The sequence below is a fragment of the Microbulbifer maximicatervae (SeqCode) genome, assembly GCF_052467955.1.
Window position 1 is genome coordinate 476,524 of the sequence record NZ_CP174329.1, and the last position, 17,209, is coordinate 493,732.

A 17,209-nucleotide genomic window follows, 5' to 3' on the forward strand; every position below is an offset into this window, starting at 1 on the left:
GCAAGGCGCAGAGTGTGATCTACGCCAGAATACAACGATGCCTGCGGCGATCTTCGGTGGAGGAAATCTAGGGTGTTTTATCCACTGATAATGAGCGGCAAAATCAGCGCTGTGAGCGCACCGCAGGTACCCATCGCCAACGCTGCACAGGCGCCGCACAGGGCGCTGATTTCTAATGCCCGCGCGGTCCCCACCGCGTGGGCATTGATGCCGAGTACGATACCGACAATGCGCTCATCGTGAATATTGAGCCTACTCATTAGAGCTGGGCCAGCGATAGCACCGACCACCCCGGTCAAGACCACAATTGCCGCAGTGAGGCTGAGAGAAGCGTGGATTGTTTCCGCCAGGGCCAATGCGATGGGTGTGGTAATAGATTTGCCGCTCAACGCCAGTAGCACTGACTTGCCTGCGCCAAATACCAAGGCGATTAATACCGCTATAACCGGGGCCAAAATCGCACCCACAAAAATAGTGACAAGTAGCGGCCAACCGGCTTTGCGGATAATCACTAGATTTTGTTTGAGAGGGACAGCCAGGGCAACAACTGCTGGACCTAACAAACTGTACAGTAATGCACTGGAGCCCTGATAACTCTCATAGGGGATATGGAGAACACTCAATGTTATTGCGGTCAAAATGCTAGCGCTGATGATAGGGTGCAGCAGAACAGTCTTGTAGCGCCGGTAAAGGGTAACGCCGACAAGAAAAGCGATGACATTCAAGGGCAATACAAAGATTGGGCTCGCAAGAAATTCATTCACTCCCCATTACCCCCAGAGCGAATCAGCAATTTCTTTAATAGCTGTGCGCAAATAGCGATACTGATCAGTGTGCCAATCACAATAGCGGCGATTAAGGCTAGCCAGTCGGATAGAGTCAGGCCCTGGAAAAAAAATACCCCGACAGCCGCCGGTAGCAATAACAGCGGCAATAGGTAAAGCAGTTGTGAGCTGACTTTGGCAAGGCCTGCGGGAGCCCCACCATTGAACACGAGAATCACCAGTAGCATCAGCATCCCTATGACAGATCCCGGAATGGGTAGTGACAGGCTTGAGCTGGTGAAATTGCCCAGCCAGGTACAGGCAACCAGAATGGCAGCTCCCCCCAGCCAGCGGAGTATGTTGTGCAGCGTGGATTTTGACATGTAGGAAATGGCGGCCGGTAAAGCCGCCGGAGATTGTTAAGCTCTGCGGAATGCTTGCCAGCCACCGAACAGGATCAGACCGGCAAAACCGATAGCGGCCCAACCGGGGATACTCAGGCCCATCATGGTCCACTGTACTTCAGCACAATTGCCATCGCCGCTCAGCAGTGCCTTGAGCACATCGGCCATCGGGAAAACTTCAATCATATAGCTGACGCTTGGACCACAGGCCGGCACTTGGTCTTCCGGCAGGCTTTGCAGCCACAGTTGGCGACCGGCAAAGTAGAGACCGCCCATTGCCCACAGGGATACCAGCAGGCCGTAGACACGACGGCCAATGGTGGCAGGGTTGTGCAGGAATGCGATCAACGAAACTACACCAACACCCAATAGCATTACCCGCTGGGTAATACACAATTTGCAAGGCTCCAGCCCCTGCACGTACTCGAGATAAAAGGCGGAGCCGAGTAAAAAGGCCACCATTAGGAAGACCAGAAGAAAAGTGATGCGCGGGTTGGGTAAGGTCATGGTAATTCGGGTCCTGAATAGTGCTGTCGAAAGCGGTTCGCTTCGAGATTCAAGTCGGTTAATAGTTTATTGAAATTGCTTTCCAGTTTGTTCCGCCCGGCGATAAGTTCAGGCAGTAGCTCCTGCAGTGCTACCGGGCGGCGCAACCGCTGTCCAACCCGCTCCAGGGTCAGCTCGATTACCCGCTCCTCGCGGTAACTTTGCAGCAGTTTAATTTGCTCGGCGCGCTCAATAAATGCCATTGCGCGTGGCGGAATATACCGGCTGTCGAAATGAAAGTCTCTCCAACAGCGCCGGCAAAACTCATCCAGCGCTTCAGGGTGCCACTGCTGCCAGTTTTCTGCCAACAGGTGATCAAACCATATATCCAGTGCGATACCGGCATAGCGACGCCAGCGCGGGTCCAGTTGTGACAGGGCATCCCGGTAGGCCGGGTGAGCATCGGTGATGGCATCGATGCGACGGTGCAGGCGAATACCATGCTCAATATCCGTTGGCCAACTGTCATCCAGGGGACCTTTAACAAAGTCCCCCAGGAGCCCGCCCAGTCGCCAGCGCGGATTGGGCCCGGACAGTAACAGGTGTGCCAGATAGTTCATAAGCCTCGCTCAGGCTGCGGCACTGTATCAGCCGCTAGTCCTGGCAGCAGTTGTATTGGGCATAGTAACGGCTCAGGAATGTTTCAAAAGTACCGCTATCCTGCGCTTCAATTTCTTTTTGCTTGAGCAGTGAGGTTTCTGCCTGTTGTAAGAAGTCTTGCAGATAGTCGCTGTCCAGAGGGCGCTCCAGGAAGTAGCGGCGGTGCTGTTCGGCTTTATCCATAGCCCACTGGGAAAAGGTAATGTTTTGTTCGCGCATCTCTGCCAGTATCTGCTGTGCCGGTGTGAGGATATCCCCTTTCACCTTGGCCTTCTGCACGCCCACTGAGCCGCGGTATTGCGAGCCGCCCCAGGCGTTATCCAGCAGTTCTGCCACTGAGTCGACCTCTTCCAATAATTGGGTGGCCCAGTCGCTCAGTTTACGCTCGCCACCGTTATCCAGCAGTGTTAGTTCCGGTTCGTGACCCCGGTAGACGATACGCTGTTGGTTCTCCTGGGTACTGCGGTAATCGGCATCACTGGTTTTGGGGCTGTCAGTGAGCAGGCAGTGCAGCAGGAAGCTATCGAGAAAGCGCATCTGCTGGGCGTCAATTCCCAGGGGGGCGAAGGGGTTCAGGTCGAGACAGCGCACTTCAACATATTCAACACCGCGATTATCCAGGGCAGACAGCGCTGTTTCGCCGCGTTTGGCGGGGTTTTTGGGACGGATCGGTGAGTAAAACTCATTCTCGATTTGCAGTATGCCTGTGGACAATTGCTGGTAGTCGCCGCCTTTATTTTTAACCCCCATTTCCTGGTAGGGGCCGTAGGAACTGCTGATCGCTGAACAGAGCGTAGATAAATAGCTGCGCAGGTCGTTGTAGCAAACCACTAGTGACTGCTGCACGTTGCTGTTGTAGCCCAGGTCGCCCATACGCAGGGACGTAGCGTGGGGCACGTGCAGAGTGTGGTCATCCCCATTGAAGGGCTCAAGACTGTGCTCGCGGCCATCGACAAAAGAAGCGCATACCGCAGGTGCGGCGCCAAACAGGTAAATCAGCAACCAGTAATTGCGGCGGAAATTACGAATTAGATCGAAGTAGCGACGGGTTTTAAAACTTTTTAAATCCTCACTGCTGCCTTCGATTTCATGCAGCCACAGCCAGAACTCTTCAGGAAGCGAAAAGTTGTAGTGGATACCGGCGATAGTCTGCATGGCGCGGCCGTAGCGCAACCCCAGGCCCAGCCGGTAAATAGTTTTCATTGTGCCGCTGTGAGAGCTGCCGTAGCGGGCAACGGGAATATCTTTATCTTCGCCAATCGCACAGGGCATGCTGTTAACCCACAGGCGCTCGTCACCGATCTGGTTGTAGGTGTAGCGGTGGATACGGTCCAAGACCTGTAACGCTTCCTCTGGGGTCGCTACTGGCGGCGTAATAAATTCCAGTAGGGCCTCAGAGAAGTCGGTAGTAATACTTTCATGGGTAAGTGCGGAGCCCAGTGCTGTGGTATGCGGCGTTTGCGCAAGGGCGCCATCGGGAGCGACACGCAGGCTCTCTTTCTCGACACCGCGGAGGATGCCTTTGAGCAGTTGGGCTGGTTTGGCTTGCGATAGCGCGGCCAGGTGGGAAATGGGCACTCGAATCTCCTTGGTACTACCGGAACGCTTCTTTATCGCTGCCATCTCGGGCGACTCTCTGTGCCGGTGCTGAATGTTCTGGCGCTCAGGCGGCGGATTCAGATTTGTTTTCGTCAGGCTGTGCGGGCGTTTCAGCGGGCGCTGGTTCCGGGGCAACCTCAGGCGCTTCTTCCGGTGCGGCTTCAGGCGCAGGCTGGGGTTCTATCTCCGGGTTGGCCTGCTCTGGCAGTTCCTCAGGTGTTGAGGGGGTGATTTCAGGGTCACCCTGACTCACATCACTGGATACCGGTGCCAGAGCTTCCTCGGGGATCTGGGGGTGCCCCTTAATGCTGAGTTCGCACAGTAGCAATTCAATGCGTAGGCTCACATTGCGAGTGTTAGCCTCGAACATCTGGTTGATAGCGACGTCTTTATGCTCGCTGCGAAACAGTTTGTTCGGCTCGCGGCCATCGGTCCATTCGCCGCTTTTACTCAGGAACTGCTGGTGCTGATTGGTCAGCACGTACACATGACTCATTATGTTGGGCAACTTTGATGCTGTGACAGAAAGGCAGTTTAGCGACGGGGGCTTTATGGCTCAAGAACTCCGTTAGAGCGAAAGCGGTAAATGCCTGCTCTAACGGGTTAAGTGAGGAAATCTGTGATCTTTACAGGGTTTCCAGGGGATAGTTGTCCGGGTAGGGCAGGCGCGCACAGCCACTGTCTACGGCTGCTCGAGCTACGGCCGAAGCCACCTCAGGCAGTAAACGCGGGTCGGTTGGCTTGGGCAGGATATAGTTGGGCCCGAAGCTGAGTTCGATACCGCCATAACCTTCGCGCACTGAATCCGGTACCGGCAGGTGGGCAATTTTGCGGATCGCCTCGATCGCTGCCAGCTTCATCTCTTCATTAATGCGCGCAGCACGAACATCCAGGGCACCCCGGAAAATAAACGGGAAGCAGAGGACGTTGTTAACCTGGTTTGGGTAGTCGGAACGGCCTGTGGCCATAATCAGGTCGTCGCGCACACTGTGAGCCAACTCGGGCTTAATCTCCGGGGTGGGGTTAGAGCAGGCGAAGACCACCGGTTTTGGGGCCATGCGCTGTAGCTGCTCGGCGGAGAGCAGGTCCGGGCCGGATACCCCGAGGAATACATCCGCACCGGCGATGGCATCGTCGAGGGTGCGCATATCGGTATCCCGTGCCCACTCACCTTTGTAGGCGTTGATATCCGTGCGACCCGAGTGGATAACCCCACGGCTGTCGAGCATGGTGATCTGCTCTTTGCGCGCTCCGGCAGCCAGCAGCAGTTTGCAGCAGGCGGTCGCAGCGGCACCTGCGCCCAGGCAGACCATATGCACTTCACTGATTTTCTTACCCTGAATCTCCAGAGCATTGAGCATACCGGCAACGGTCACAATGGCGGTGCCGTGCTGATCGTCGTGAAAAACCGGTACCGGGCAGCGCTCGATCAGGGTCTCTTCAATATGGAAACACTCTGGCGCCTTAATATCTTCGAGGTTGATACCGCCGAAGGTGTTGGCGATTGAGGCCACGGTCTGAATAAACTGCTCCGGGCTGCTGGCATCAACTTCGATATCTACTGAGTTGATATCGGCAAAGCGTTTAAACAGCAGTGACTTGCCTTCCATCACGGGTTTTGAGGCCAGCGGGCCCAGATTGCCGAGACCGAGAATGGCACTGCCATTGGAAATGACTGCTACCAGATTACCTTTGCCGGTGTATCGATAGGCTGCTTCTGGGTCCTTGGCGATTTCTCGCACCGGTTCGGCGACGCCGGGACTGTAAGCCAGGGACAGGTCTTCCTGGGTTTCGGCAGGGGTCGTCAGTTCTACTGAAAGTTTGCCGGGACTGGGGAGCGCGTGGTAATCGAGCGCTGCCTGGCGCAATGAATCCGTCATTTGGGGGCTTTTCTCTCGAATACTGTGGACAACACTTAAGTGTTATCCCGGTTACTGCGGGGGCCAGAGAATAACCGAGGGAAGCTTGGCGCTACAAGCGTGAAAATCTGCAATATATGGTACGGACTTCTATTTTTATCGTGCTTGTCGACGATTTTCGGGATAAATAGCCGCAATATTTTGATTTATAAGGATAAAATGGTCGCCAATAGCGGTAAGGTTAAGCGATTCAAGTCGATTTTGATTTTGTACACAGACGCTTACGGCTGTTGGGTATGATGGGGAATGAATAGATACAAAAAAGGCACCATCGCAGTGCGAGGTGCCTTTTTGGAATGGACCCTGCCGCAAGCGGCGGGCCCACTCGAGCGAAGAGCCCGGATTATTTGCCGATACGGCTGCCGAAACGCTTCTTGAAACGGTCAACACGACCACCAGTGGTAGCCTGCTTTTGCTTGCCAGTGTAGAAAGGGTGGCACTGGGAGCAAACGTCGATTTGCAGGTCTTTGCCCAGAGTGGAACGGGTTTTTACAACATTGCCGCAGGAACAGGTAGCGGAGATGTCGGTGTAGTTAGGATGGATATCTGCTTTCATGATTGCCTCTTTTCGAAACCGCCACTCGATCTTTTGCCGAGCACGGCATCGTCATTGGTGCAGGAACCAGTATGGTTCCAGGCTGTTTAAAAAGTCGGCGCATACTATCAGATTAATGTCGCGGTTCAAGCACAATTGGGTGGCGAAATAACTGAGGATGGCCACTTGTTAGCATTGCACAACAGCTTTGATAACAATTGACCTCATTAATTCCTCTGTGACGCCTAAGTCGCCAATTCGGCCTTAACAGTCATTATCCCCGACGAAGCCCTGCAACTTGCCACATCTGCCATTACACTAGCGCCTTTTGTTTGAGTGAGTGGGGGCCAGGTGCAGGAGTCAGTCCAACAAAGAGTCATTTTAAGGCTGGCAGTGCCCGTGCCCCTGAGGCGCTTGTTTGACTATTTGCCGCCAGAGGGGCTGTCGCCGGAGTCACTGCGGCCCGGCCAGCGCCTCTGGGTGCCCTTTGCCGGGCGCAAGTTAGTGGCAGTACTGTTGGATATCGTGCAGGAGTCGCCACACAGCAGTTTGAAGCCAGCGCTGGAACTGGTGGATTCGGAGGTTCTGTTTGGTGATGGCAGCCGCAAGCTGCTGGCCTGGATTGCCGACTATTACCAGGCGCCCCTCGGCGAGGTCTACGCCGCTGCCCTGCCCGTGGCACTGCGCAAAGGTAAGCCGTCTGATCATTGGGCGGAGCAGTGGCTTCAGCTCACGACAGAGGGAAAGGGCTTGCCGAAAACTGCACTGGCGCGCGCCCCCAAGCAGCAGGCTCTGTTCCAGTTGCTGTTGAGTGATGGCAAGCAGAGCCGAACCCACCTTAAGACCCTCGGCCACAATACCCCCGTGATCCGCGCCCTGCAGGATCGCGGCCTGGTGGAGTGGATTCCAGGCCCTACCGTACCTGCGCCGCTACCCGCAGCAGAGAGCACATCGGCTCCGGAGCTGAATAGCGAACAGCAACAGGTGCTCGACAGTATCGATTGCAGCCGCTTCTCTGCCTCACTGCTGGAGGGCACCACCGGCAGTGGCAAGACCGAAGTTTATCTGCGCCTGATGCAGCGGGTCCTGGATAGCGGCCGCCAGGCATTGTTACTGGTGCCGGAGATTGGGCTTACGCCGCAAACGTTGAGGCGTATTGCTGCACGATTTCCCAAGCACAGTATTGCGGCGTTGCACTCAGGCTTGGCTGACGGCGAGCGCGCTCAATCCTGGTTGGCGGCAGCGGGTGGGCAGGCAGATATTGTGATCGGCACCCGCTCAGCCATTATGACCCCCCTGCCCAGGCTCGGCGTTGTGATTGTCGATGAAGAGCACGATGCCTCTTTTAAACAGCAGGACGGGGTGCGCTATTCGGCCCGGGACTTGGCCGTGGTTTTGGGGCGCAATAATAATGTGCCGGTGGTTTTGGGTTCGGCCACGCCCTCTCTGGAGACCTTGCACAACGCTTTGAATGGGCGCTATCAACACCTGCATATGCGCTATCGCGCCGGTGATGCCAAGCCACCGCAAATTCACGTAGTGCCGACACTGCGGGAGCCTCTGGAAGAGGGGTTTTCTTCCCAGGTGCTGCGCCATATCGGCGATACGCTCGCGCGGGGTGAGCAGGCCCTGGTGTTTATCAATCGGCGCGGCTTTGCCCCCGCGCTGACTTGTGATGATTGCGGCTGGCTGGCGGATTGCCCACACTGCTCGAGCAAGCTGACTATGCACCGGCGGCAACGCCAGTTGCGCTGCCACCACTGCGATTACCGCCGCCCGCTGGTTGATAGCTGTCCACAATGTCACAGCCGTTCGATCTCGGCCCTGGGTGCCGGCACGGAGCGCAGCGAGGAACTGTTGGCCCGTCGCTTTGCCGACTACCCGGTGATACGTGTGGACCGGGATACCACGGCGAGCAAACAGGCGCTGGATAAATTGTTAGCACCGGCGCGAGAGGGGGAGCCCTGCCTGTTGCTGGGAACCCAGATGCTGGCCAAGGGGCACCATTTGCCCAAGGTCACTTTGGTAGTGATCCAGGATGCCGATGGCGGCCTGTTCAGCGCAGATTTCCGCGCGCCAGAGCGTACCGGCCAGTTATTGGAACAGGTGGCGGGTCGTGCGGGGCGCGGCAGTCTCAGTGGGCGGGTATTGGTTCAGAGCCGCTTCCCCGAGCACCCGCTTTTACAATTGCTGCTGGAAAAAGGCTATGGCGCTTTTGCGCGCCAGTTGCTGAGGGATCGCACGGTTGCACAGTTGCCTCCCGCGAGTGCTATGGCACTGGTGAGAGCGGAGTGTGAAGAGCCTGGTTGGGCTGAAGAGTTTCTACAAAATGCGCGACTCTTTATGCAGTCCCTGGCACCCCCATCGCCGCAGATCCAATATCTGGGGCCGGTGCCGGCACTACTGGAACGCAAATCCGGGCGCTTCCGATTTTATATTCAGGTCACTGCACAAAACCGAGCCCACTTACAGCCGCTGCTGGCGCGAGTGTGTGCTTGGGCGGAGGGCAATAAAAATCGCCGCCTGCGCTGGGCTGTGGATATGGATGCGCAGGAATTATCGTGAATATGCGCTGGGTTACGCGCCTGGCACTAAATTGGCGGTACAATTCACAAACCGCTAAAACCTTGCAGGGAAGAAATTTTCGATGAGCCGTCGTACCAGTAATCGCCGCAGTAAAAAAGCCGCAGGCAAACCCGCATGGGTTTGGTTTGTCCTGGGGAATTTTGTCGGTGGCTTTGCGGTGGCCGTACTGTTTCTTCAGGGCATGGACAAGGACAGCCGGGGAATAAGCAGCATTAAGCCAAAGGCGGTGCAGCAGCGAGAGGAAACATCGCCTCAACCGCGTTTTGATTTTTATACAAAATTAAAAGAAAACGAAGTCACGGTACCCCCGCCCAAAGTGGCACAACCGGCGCGCCGCAGTGACTCCACCAACAATTCCCAGAGCAGTAGCTCATCGGAACCCGATCGCAGCACCCCGGCACAGGTATATATCCTGCAGGCGGCGTCGTTTCGCGATGCTTCTGAAGCGGAGCGCCTGCGCGTTGAGCTGACCCTGGCCAACCTGGATGTTAAAGTGGAATCGGCCACCGATAACCGGGGTACCTGGCACCGGGTATTGGTGGGCCCTTACAGCAACCGCTCCCGGATGGCCAAAGCGCGCCAAACATTGGCTGAGCATCGCCTGATGCCGCTGGTGCTAAAACGCCCGGCGACCCAGTGACCATCAATTCCGTTTATTAAGGTGTGTTGCCCTACTCAGTAATTGTGACCTCTCTTATTGAAATCGGCGCGTACCGTCCTCACTTACCTAGTCTGAAGACAATTCCCCGGCGCGGGCACTTCGATGCCCGCTGCCAGAGTACACGCGCAATCCGAGAGGTCTCCATTGGAACAGTATCGCGGAACTACTATTTTATCCTGTCGCCGCAACGGCAAAGTTGTGATTGGCGGCGACGGCCAGGTGTCCATGGGCAACACCGTTATGAAAGGCAATGCGCGCAAGGTGCGTCGCCTGTACAAAGATAAGGTTATTGCCGGTTTTGCCGGTGGTACTGCAGACGCTTTCACTCTGTTCGAACGTTTTGAAGCCAAGCTTGAGGCCCACGGTGGCCAGCTGACCCGCGCCGCTGTGGAGTTGGCCAAAGATTGGCGTACCGACCGCGCCCTGCGCCGCTTGGAGGCCCTGCTGGCGGTTGCCGATTCCACTGCCAGTTTGATTGTGACCGGTAATGGCGACGTGATTCAGCCGGAAGACGACCTGATTGCTATCGGTTCCGGTGGCCCCTTCGCCCAGTCGGCAGCCCGCGCGCTGCTGGACAATACCGATATGGATGCCCGCTCTATTGTGGAGCAGGGGCTGAAGATCGCCGGTGATATCTGTGTTTACACCAACCAGAACCACACCATCGAAGAACTGGCTTATTGATTACCGGGTACACCCTAGAGTGACCGGCTGGCGGGCTGTTTAGGCCCCCGCAAGAATTTTTGCAGGAATTTGTATGTCCCAGATGACACCCAGAGAAATTGTCCACGAACTCGACCGCCATATTGTCGGCCAGCAGGAGGCCAAGCGTGCGGTAGCCATTGCGCTGCGCAACCGCTGGCGCCGTATGCAGGTTAGTGAGGACCTGCGCGCCGAGATCACGCCGAAAAATATTTTGATGATCGGCCCTACCGGCGTGGGCAAGACGGAAATTGCCCGCCGCCTGGCCAAACTGGCGAACGCGCCCTTTATCAAGGTAGAGGCGACTAAATTTACCGAAGTGGGTTATGTCGGTCGGGATGTGGAGTCGATTGTCCGCGATCTTGTCGAGATGGCGGTGAAGCAGGAACGCGAGCAGGCTATGGCTGGTGTTGAGCAGCGCGCCATGGACGCCGCAGAAGAGCGCATCCTCGATGCCCTGCTGCCGCCGGCGCGCTCCACCGAGCCCACCGATAAGGATTCCAGCACTCGCCAGCTGTTCCGCAAGAAGTTGCGCGAAGGTGATCTCGATGACAAAGAGGTTGAGGTGGATCTGGCCGCTGCGCCCATGGGCGTAGAAATTATGGCCCCTCCCGGTATGGAGGAGATGACCAACCAGCTCCAGGGCATGTTCTCCAATATGTCCCAGGGCAAGACTCGCAAGAGCAAGCTGCCGGTCAAGCAGGCCCTCAAGCAGCTCACCGACGAGGAAGCGGCCAAGCTGGTCAACGACGAAGATGTTAAGACCCGTGCGATCCGCGCTGCCGAACAGAATGGCATCGTGTTTATCGACGAAATCGATAAGGTTGCCAAGCGTCAGGAGAGCGGCGGTGCCGATGTTTCCCGCGAAGGGGTACAGCGCGACCTGCTGCCACTGATTGAAGGCAGCACGGTTAACACCAAGTACGGCATGATCAAAACCGATCACATCCTGTTTATTGCCTCCGGCGCCTTCCACCTATCCAAGCCCTCGGACCTGATTCCCGAGTTGCAGGGTCGCCTGCCCATTCGCGTGGAATTGAATTCGCTGAGCTCCGCAGATTTCGAGCGTATCCTCACCGAGCCGTCCGCTTCCCTTACCGAGCAGCAAAAAGCATTGCTGGCCACTGAGGGGCTGGAACTGCAATTTAGTGAAGACGGTATTCGCCGCATCGCGGAAGTGGCTTTCGAGGTGAATGAGCGCACCGAGAATATCGGTGCACGCCGTTTGCATACGGTATTGGAGCGCTTGCTGGAGGAAATTTCCTTTGATGCGGGCGATGGCAATACTTCGCTGAACATTGATGCCGCCTATGTGGACAGCCATTTGGGCGAGTTGAGCCAGAACGAAGACCTGTCGCGTTTTATTTTGTAAATCAATGAAACCGCAAAAAATCCGATTAAATCGCGCAGAGAAAAGCCTGCACCTGGTATTTGGCGATGCTGAATTTACCTTGCCGGCAGAGTATCTGCGCGTCTACTCCCCCAGCGCCGAGGTGCGTGGCCACGGTGCCAGTGAACCGGTGCTGGTCAGTGGCAAAATGCATGTGGGTATTGATACGGTGGAGGCGGCTGGCCGCTATGCGCTAAAAATCGATTTCGACGATGGCCACGACACCGGTATTTTTACCTGGGAGTATTTGCACGAACTAGCTGAAAACTATTCGTCCAACTGGGAGGCTTACCTACAGCGCCTGCGCGATGCTGGCCAGGGCCGCGACCCGGATGAGAGTGTGGTGAAGTTTATCGGCTAGTGGCAAATTGATCGGTAATGACAACCGCTCCCCAGGGGGCGGTTTCACCCTTCTCTCCCTCTTAATATCTCCCCACTCTTCTCAATAATTTATTACCGAAATAATCAATTTTTGGTACGTCTTTGCCAAATATTGCCAGCTTTAGGTCATTCTTTGATATTCATTGATTTTCAGAGCAAAGATATTAACAACGTAACCGGCGCGTAATTCTTTTGTCACATTTTGGAACTCTAATGCTCGCCAAATTAACGAGTTTCGGAGGCCCCCATGGCAAAAACAATTGTCCGCGCACTGAGCGCCTTTTGTCTGATTCCTCTCGCTTCCGCTGTTTCAGCGGCAACCCTGCCCGACTACCAAACCAATAGTGCCTGGTACACGGAAAGTGCTGACCGGTTGGAAGAGCGCGCTTCGCTTTCCCGCGAGGCAAAAACTGCGAAGAATGTAATTCTGTTCGTCGGCGATGGAATGGGCATTTCCACACTAACCGCCGCCCGTATCCTTGAAGGCCAGTTAGTCGGTGAGAGCGGCGAAGAAAATGCACTCTCTTTTGAAGAGTTTCCGTATACCGCACTGATTAAAACCTACAACACCAATCAGCAGACTCCGGATTCTGCCGGTACCATGACCGCCATGATGACCGGTGTAAAAACTCGCGCCGGTGTAATTAATATCGACGGCGATGCGCTGCGAGCTGATTGCGCCAGCACCGAGGGTAAGGAATTAAATACCTTCCTGGAAATGGTGGAGAGCCGTGGCAAGGCCACCGGTATTGTTTCCACTGCGCGTCTGACCCACGCCACGCCCGCAGCCACTTACTCGCGCAGCCCGGAGCGCAACTGGGAGTATTCCGCCGAGGGTGATTGTTCCGATATCGCCTCGCAGATGGTTGAGATGTCTGCCGGCGATGGGATCGATGTCATGCTCGGCGGTGGCCGCCGCAACTTTGTTACCACTGATAACGATGGCAGGCGCGAAGACGGCCGCGACCTGACCAGTGAATGGCTGGAGCGCTATGACGGCGAGCAGACTGCCGTGTACGTGGAGAGTGGCTCCGAGATGGAAGGCGTCGATATTGCCTCCACCGATAAGCTATTGGGGCTCTTCACCAGCAGCCACATGAGTTACGATGCGGACCGCATCGCCAAGGACAGCGATGAGCCGAGCATTGCGGAGATGACTGATACCGCCATCGAGCTGTTGGAAAAAGACAGCGATGGCTACTTCCTGATGGTAGAGTCCGGGCGTATCGACCACGGCCACCATGCCGGTAATGCCTATAACGCCTTGCACGATGCCATCGCCTTTGCGGATGCGGTACAGGTTGCTTTGGATAAAGTGGATCTTGAAGACACCTTGATCCTGGTGACCGCCGACCACAGCCATGTGATGACTATCGCCGGCTATCCGACTCGCGGTAACCCGATACTCGGTAAAGTGGTCGAGAATGACAGCAGCGGTGCCGCAGAAGCGGAAGAAGGTCTTGCTGCGGACGGTAAACCTTACACCACCCTGAGCTATGCCAATGGCCTGGGTTATGCCGATTTAGGTGAAAATACCGACGCGGATGAGCGCTACGATATCGCCGCCGATACCGGACGCAAGGATCTCTCCGGCGTGGATACCGAAGCGCCGGGCTTCCACCAGGAAGCAATGGTGCACCTGGAGTCTGAGAGCCATGCGGGCGAGGACATCAGCTTGCACGCTATCGGTGCCGGCGCCGAGCGGGTACAAGGTAGCCTGGAGCAGAGCGCAGTCTTCCACGTGATGACTGCTGCGACCGACCTGTCGCTGACAGAAGAATAACTGGGGGTAATTCACCATGAGACATTTTAAGAAAACAGTACTGGCTTTCTCTGTCGCCCTACTGGCCACCGCCTGTAGCGACGACAATTCAAACTCTGACGACGTAGTGGAATTACCCGAAGAGGAGCATGTCGGTGTTTCCTCTGCTCAGAGCAACAGTAGCTGGTTCCAGGAAGCCCAGCAGGCGATCGAAGAAGCGAGCGCTGTAGAAATCAACAACACCCCCGGTGCCGCCAAGAACATTATCCTGTTCGTTGGCGATGGTATGGGTATCTCCACAGTGACCGCCGCCCGTATCCTGGCAGGTCAGCAGCAGGGCCTCGATGGTGAGGAATACCAGCTGAGCTTTGAGAAAATGCCATTTGCCGGTCTGGTCAAAACCTACAACACCAACCAGCAAACCCCGGATTCTGCCGGCACTATGACCGCACTGGTAACCGGGGTTAAAACCAAGGCCGGTGTATTGAGTGTTGCCGAAAATGTTGCGCGGGGCGATTGTGCTGCCAGCCTCGAGTACCCGCTGACGACGGCAATTGAGCTGGCTGAAGACCTGGGCAAGAGCACCGGTATTATCAGCACCGCGCGTATCACACACGCCACTCCGGCGGCTACTTATGCCAAGGTGCCTGAGCGCGGCTGGGAGGAAGCAGCCCCGGATGGCTGCACCGATATCGCCACTCAACTGATTGAGTTTGAAGCCGGTGATGGTATCGATGTAGTGATGGGCGGTGGCCGTCGAAACTTCCTGCCCAGCGATATTACCGATATCGAAGGTGAAGCGGGGCGCCGTGAAGATGGGCGCAACCTGGTGGATGAGTGGAAGGCCCGTTACGACGACGGTGTAAATAATATTGCCTACGTTGAAGACACTACTGCTTTTGAAGCCGTAGACGCCTCCGCAACTGACAAGTTGTTCGGCCTGTTTAATTCCTCACATATGGAATTCGAGGCTGTTCGCGAGGACGACAAAGCTGGTGAGCCCTCCCTGTCAGAAATGACCGCTAAAGGTCTCGAGATGCTGCAGAAAAATGAGGACGGCTACTTCCTGATGGTGGAATCCGGTCGTATCGACCACGGTCACCATGCCGGCAACGCCTATCGCGCCCTAACCGATGCGGTGGAATTTGCCGAAGCGATTCAGTACGTCATGGATAATACCAGTGCAGAAGACACCCTGATTGTTGTTACTGCGGACCACAGCCACGTGATGACTATCGCCGGCTACCCCACTCGCGGTAACCCGATTCTCGGAAAAGTGATTGGCAATGACGGCAATGGCGAAGCGGAAACCTCCCATGCCCTGGCAGAAGATGGCCTGCCCTACACGACTCTGAGCTATGCCAATGGCCCGGGCTACAGTGCCGGTGATGGCGGAGCGCGTCCGAGCCTGGTGAGCACAGACACTGCCGCCCTAGATTACCAGCAGGATGCCCTGATTCCCATGAGCAGTGAATCCCACGCGGGTGAGGATGTGGGTGTTTGGGCGCGCGGACCGGGTGCGCACCTGGTGAGCGGCACCAACGAACAAAACTTCCTGTTTCACGTAATGGCACGCGCTGGCGGATTATTGGAACAGTAATTCCATCAGCTATTGGTGTGGATGGCATGTTCATCCACACCGACACTTTCCCCGGTCAGATCTTGAATTGAGGCTTGGGGAAGAGCGCCTCACAGAGTGCTTCGGTCTTTTTCATTAGTAGGCTTTGTCGGTGCCGGATAATTTTTAGCACCGTGCCAAACTCACTTTGCAGCTTGTCTCCCTGAGTGATTACCAGCCGTGCCAGCAAATGGAGATCACGCCAGTCACCTAGCACTTCTCCCAACTCCTTTAGTGACTTGCAGCGCTCGCCCACAGTGAGCGGATAACGCTTCCTCAATAAGCGGCTCTGGTACCAGTGATCCTTGGCTCTCTTACGCAATAGATGCAGGCGGTTTGCATTTTTGTGCCTGCGCACTTTACGCCATGCGCTTGCGGCTTTTCGGTAGCCGCGCAGGTAACCGGCTTCCGCATCATGCCAGCCGAGCTGTTCAAGCGGCCACGATGGAATTCTTATTTGACCTTTATCGAGGAGTTTCAATGCCGCTTGAACCGCTGAGTGGTTTTGCTCTGCCTGGATCAGTTCGTCGAGGAGATGGTGTAACCGGTGAAAGTGATGTGGCGGTGCCAATCCCAGTAAAGCGATGCGCAGTGCTGTGAGGTCGCGGGTGTGGGCGAGAGTGTTTGCCAATTTTCTGTAGTGGGTATTTTCACGCTGAAAAGTGCTACTGATTTGTGGGCGGACCAGGCGCAGTAGCGCACGAATTTTCTTGCAGCGTTTGCGCAGTTCGTGGACGGCAGTTTCCCCTCCGTTGCAGCGCAAGTATCCGTTTGCCGCCGTTACTTCTGCTTGGGCGATAGATTTGATTTGCTCGGGAAAAGGAGAGTCACATTGGAATTGGTAGCTCATAGAACAGTCCCGGGTGATCCCACTAAATTTTAGTGGTTTCCGCTCTGCTTGATTTCAAGCGGTGCCCCACTGGCTCCGGCAATGTACAATGGCCTTTTAAAGTTTTCGCTCAGCAGGCATAGCATGAAGGATCGCAAGACCACCCACTTCGGCTACCAGGAAGTGCCGGTGGAAGAAAAGGCCGGTCGTGTGGCAGAAGTGTTCCACTCTGTAGCAGCCCGTTACGATGTAATGAACGACTTGATGTCTGGAGGTGTTCACCGCCTCTGGAAGCGCTTCACCATCGAATTGTCCGGGGCCCGACGGGGCCAAAGTATTCTCGATATCGCCGGGGGTACCGGTGACCTCACCGCGCGCTTCTCCCGTATTGTGGGTGCCAGTGGCCAGGTAGTATTGGCGGACATCAACGAATCGATGTTGCGAGTGGGTCGCGATCGCCTGCTCGATCGGGGAATCGCCGGCAATGTGGTGCCGGTGCAGGCGGATGCCCAGTATTTGCCCTTCCCGGACAATACCTTTGATTGCATCACGATCGCTTTCGGCCTGCGCAATGTCACCGATAAGGACCTGGCGCTGCGCTCCATGTTGCGCGTGTTGAAACCCGGTGGCCGACTGTTAGTGCTGGAGTTTTCCAAGCCCCAGTCGAAGCTGTTGGAGAAAGTCTACGATCAGTACTCTTTCCGCCTGTTGCCATTTATGGGCAAGCTGGTTGCCAATGATGCGGACAGCTATCGCTACCTGGCGGAGAGTATCCGCATGCATCCAGATCAGGAAACCCTCAAGGGGATGATGGCGGATGCCGGTTTTGTCGATTGTGAATTCCACAATATGACCGGCGGAATTGTCGCTTTGCACCGGGGCATCAAGCCCTGAAAAACTGCATAAGCCTATT

17 protein-coding genes are annotated in these 17,209 nt (G+C 55.8%); 8 read left to right on the forward strand and 9 right to left on the reverse strand.

Annotation, left to right across the window (positions count from 1 at the left end; genetic code table 11):
- Positions 1 to 77: 77 nt before the first annotated feature.
- The 8 genes from ACJJI5_RS02020 to rpmE all read right to left on the reverse strand — a co-directional run bounded on the left by ACJJI5_RS02020 (position 78) and on the right by rpmE (position 6,388).
- Positions 78 to 764: an LrgB family protein gene (locus ACJJI5_RS02020; RefSeq protein ID WP_444934488.1), complete on the reverse strand. Its 687-nt coding sequence runs from the start codon at positions 762 to 764 to the stop codon at positions 78 to 80.
- On the reverse strand, positions 761 to 1,147 hold the full coding sequence (locus tag ACJJI5_RS02025) for a CidA/LrgA family protein (protein WP_444926267.1): 387 nt from the start codon (positions 1,145 to 1,147) through the stop codon (positions 761 to 763). Before ACJJI5_RS02025 ends, ACJJI5_RS02020 begins: the two co-directional genes overlap by 4 nt.
- 36 nt (positions 1,148 to 1,183) lie before the next feature.
- A complete protein-coding gene (locus ACJJI5_RS02030) occupies positions 1,184 to 1,675 on the reverse strand; it encodes a disulfide bond formation protein B (RefSeq protein ID WP_282930663.1) in 492 nt (163 codons plus the stop codon).
- On the reverse strand, positions 1,672 to 2,274 hold the full coding sequence (locus ACJJI5_RS02035) for an acyl carrier protein phosphodiesterase (RefSeq protein ID WP_444892361.1): 603 nt from the start codon (positions 2,272 to 2,274) through the stop codon (positions 1,672 to 1,674). The genes ACJJI5_RS02030 and ACJJI5_RS02035 overlap by 4 nt, the downstream gene beginning before the upstream one ends.
- Positions 2,275 to 2,308: 34 nt before the next feature.
- A complete protein-coding gene (gene gshA, locus ACJJI5_RS02040) occupies positions 2,309 to 3,937 on the reverse strand; it encodes a glutamate--cysteine ligase (protein ID WP_444926266.1) in 1,629 nt (542 codons plus the stop codon).
- 40 nt (positions 3,938 to 3,977) lie between these two features.
- On the reverse strand, positions 3,978 to 4,409 hold the full coding sequence (locus ACJJI5_RS02045) for a hypothetical protein (protein ID WP_445355391.1): 432 nt from the start codon (positions 4,407 to 4,409) through the stop codon (positions 3,978 to 3,980).
- Positions 4,410 to 4,539: 130 nt separating this feature from the next.
- Positions 4,540 to 5,793, reverse strand: a complete 1,254-nt coding sequence (locus ACJJI5_RS02050; protein ID WP_445355392.1) for a malic enzyme-like NAD(P)-binding protein — start codon at positions 5,791 to 5,793, stop codon at positions 4,540 to 4,542.
- Between the two features lie 382 nt (positions 5,794 to 6,175).
- Entirely contained in the window at positions 6,176 to 6,388 is a 213-nt protein-coding gene (rpmE, locus tag ACJJI5_RS02055) for a 50S ribosomal protein L31 (protein WP_108734996.1), read from the reverse strand.
- Between the two features lie 330 nt (positions 6,389 to 6,718).
- On the opposite strand from rpmE, the gene ACJJI5_RS02060 reads away from it, so the two are divergent.
- The 7 genes from ACJJI5_RS02060 to ACJJI5_RS02090 all read left to right on the forward strand — a co-directional run bounded on the left by ACJJI5_RS02060 (position 6,719) and on the right by ACJJI5_RS02090 (position 15,449).
- On the forward strand, positions 6,719 to 8,932 hold the full coding sequence (locus ACJJI5_RS02060; protein ID WP_445355393.1) for a primosomal protein N': 2,214 nt from the start codon (positions 6,719 to 6,721) through the stop codon (positions 8,930 to 8,932).
- An 82-nt stretch (positions 8,933 to 9,014) separates the two neighbouring features.
- Positions 9,015 to 9,593, forward strand: coding sequence for an SPOR domain-containing protein (locus ACJJI5_RS02065; protein ID WP_445355394.1), 579 nt, complete (start codon positions 9,015 to 9,017; stop codon positions 9,591 to 9,593).
- 165 nt (positions 9,594 to 9,758) lie between these two features.
- Positions 9,759 to 10,298 carry an ATP-dependent protease subunit HslV gene (hslV, locus tag ACJJI5_RS02070; RefSeq protein ID WP_108734993.1) on the forward strand — a complete coding sequence of 180 codons (540 nt, stop codon included), beginning with the start codon at positions 9,759 to 9,761 and terminating at the stop codon, positions 10,296 to 10,298.
- A gap of 73 nt (positions 10,299 to 10,371) precedes the next feature.
- Positions 10,372 to 11,688, forward strand: coding sequence for an ATP-dependent protease ATPase subunit HslU (hslU, locus tag ACJJI5_RS02075; RefSeq protein WP_282930670.1), 1,317 nt, complete (start codon positions 10,372 to 10,374; stop codon positions 11,686 to 11,688).
- Positions 11,689 to 11,692: 4 nt separating this feature from the next.
- Entirely contained in the window at positions 11,693 to 12,067 is a 375-nt protein-coding gene (locus ACJJI5_RS02080; RefSeq protein ID WP_413663796.1) for a gamma-butyrobetaine hydroxylase family protein, read from the forward strand.
- 267 nt (positions 12,068 to 12,334) lie between these two features.
- Positions 12,335 to 13,870, forward strand: coding sequence for an alkaline phosphatase (locus tag ACJJI5_RS02085; protein WP_445355395.1), 1,536 nt, complete (start codon positions 12,335 to 12,337; stop codon positions 13,868 to 13,870).
- Between the two features lie 16 nt (positions 13,871 to 13,886).
- A complete protein-coding gene (locus tag ACJJI5_RS02090) occupies positions 13,887 to 15,449 on the forward strand; it encodes an alkaline phosphatase (protein ID WP_445355396.1) in 1,563 nt (520 codons plus the stop codon).
- Between the two features lie 55 nt (positions 15,450 to 15,504).
- Here ACJJI5_RS02090 and ACJJI5_RS02095 read toward each other — a convergent pair whose 3' ends face one another.
- Positions 15,505 to 16,317, reverse strand: a complete 813-nt coding sequence (locus ACJJI5_RS02095) for a CHAD domain-containing protein (RefSeq protein ID WP_445355397.1) — start codon at positions 16,315 to 16,317, stop codon at positions 15,505 to 15,507.
- A gap of 123 nt (positions 16,318 to 16,440) precedes the next feature.
- Between ACJJI5_RS02095 and ubiE the strand changes: the two genes are divergently transcribed.
- On the forward strand, positions 16,441 to 17,190 hold the full coding sequence (ubiE, locus tag ACJJI5_RS02100; RefSeq protein WP_108734987.1) for a bifunctional demethylmenaquinone methyltransferase/2-methoxy-6-polyprenyl-1,4-benzoquinol methylase UbiE: 750 nt from the start codon (positions 16,441 to 16,443) through the stop codon (positions 17,188 to 17,190).
- The last annotated feature ends 19 nt before the right edge of the window (positions 17,191 to 17,209 follow it).

Coding starts and splice junctions, on each gene's coding strand:
- gshA (WP_444926266.1), bottom strand. CDS start 3,937: ATGGCAGCGATAAAGAAGCGTTCCGGTAGTACCAAGGAGATTCGAGTG.
- ACJJI5_RS02090 (WP_445355396.1), top strand. CDS start 13,887: ATGAGACATTTTAAGAAAACAGTACTGGCTTTCTCTGTCGCCCTACTG.
- ACJJI5_RS02050 (WP_445355392.1), bottom strand. CDS start 5,793: ATGACGGATTCATTGCGCCAGGCAGCGCTCGATTACCACGCGCTCCCC.
- ACJJI5_RS02080 (WP_413663796.1), top strand. CDS start 11,693: ATGAAACCGCAAAAAATCCGATTAAATCGCGCAGAGAAAAGCCTGCAC.
- ACJJI5_RS02035 (WP_444892361.1), bottom strand. CDS start 2,274: ATGAACTATCTGGCACACCTGTTACTGTCCGGGCCCAATCCGCGCTGG.
- ACJJI5_RS02085 (WP_445355395.1), top strand. CDS start 12,335: ATGGCAAAAACAATTGTCCGCGCACTGAGCGCCTTTTGTCTGATTCCT.
- ACJJI5_RS02065 (WP_445355394.1), top strand. CDS start 9,015: ATGAGCCGTCGTACCAGTAATCGCCGCAGTAAAAAAGCCGCAGGCAAA.
- ACJJI5_RS02025 (WP_444926267.1), bottom strand. CDS start 1,147: ATGTCAAAATCCACGCTGCACAACATACTCCGCTGGCTGGGGGGAGCT.
- rpmE (WP_108734996.1), bottom strand. CDS start 6,388: ATGAAAGCAGATATCCATCCTAACTACACCGACATCTCCGCTACCTGT.
- ubiE (WP_108734987.1), top strand. CDS start 16,441: ATGAAGGATCGCAAGACCACCCACTTCGGCTACCAGGAAGTGCCGGTG.
- hslU (WP_282930670.1), top strand. CDS start 10,372: ATGTCCCAGATGACACCCAGAGAAATTGTCCACGAACTCGACCGCCAT.
- ACJJI5_RS02030 (WP_282930663.1), bottom strand. CDS start 1,675: ATGACCTTACCCAACCCGCGCATCACTTTTCTTCTGGTCTTCCTAATG.
- ACJJI5_RS02095 (WP_445355397.1), bottom strand. CDS start 16,317: ATGAGCTACCAATTCCAATGTGACTCTCCTTTTCCCGAGCAAATCAAA.
- ACJJI5_RS02045 (WP_445355391.1), bottom strand. CDS start 4,409: ATGAGTCATGTGTACGTGCTGACCAATCAGCACCAGCAGTTCCTGAGT.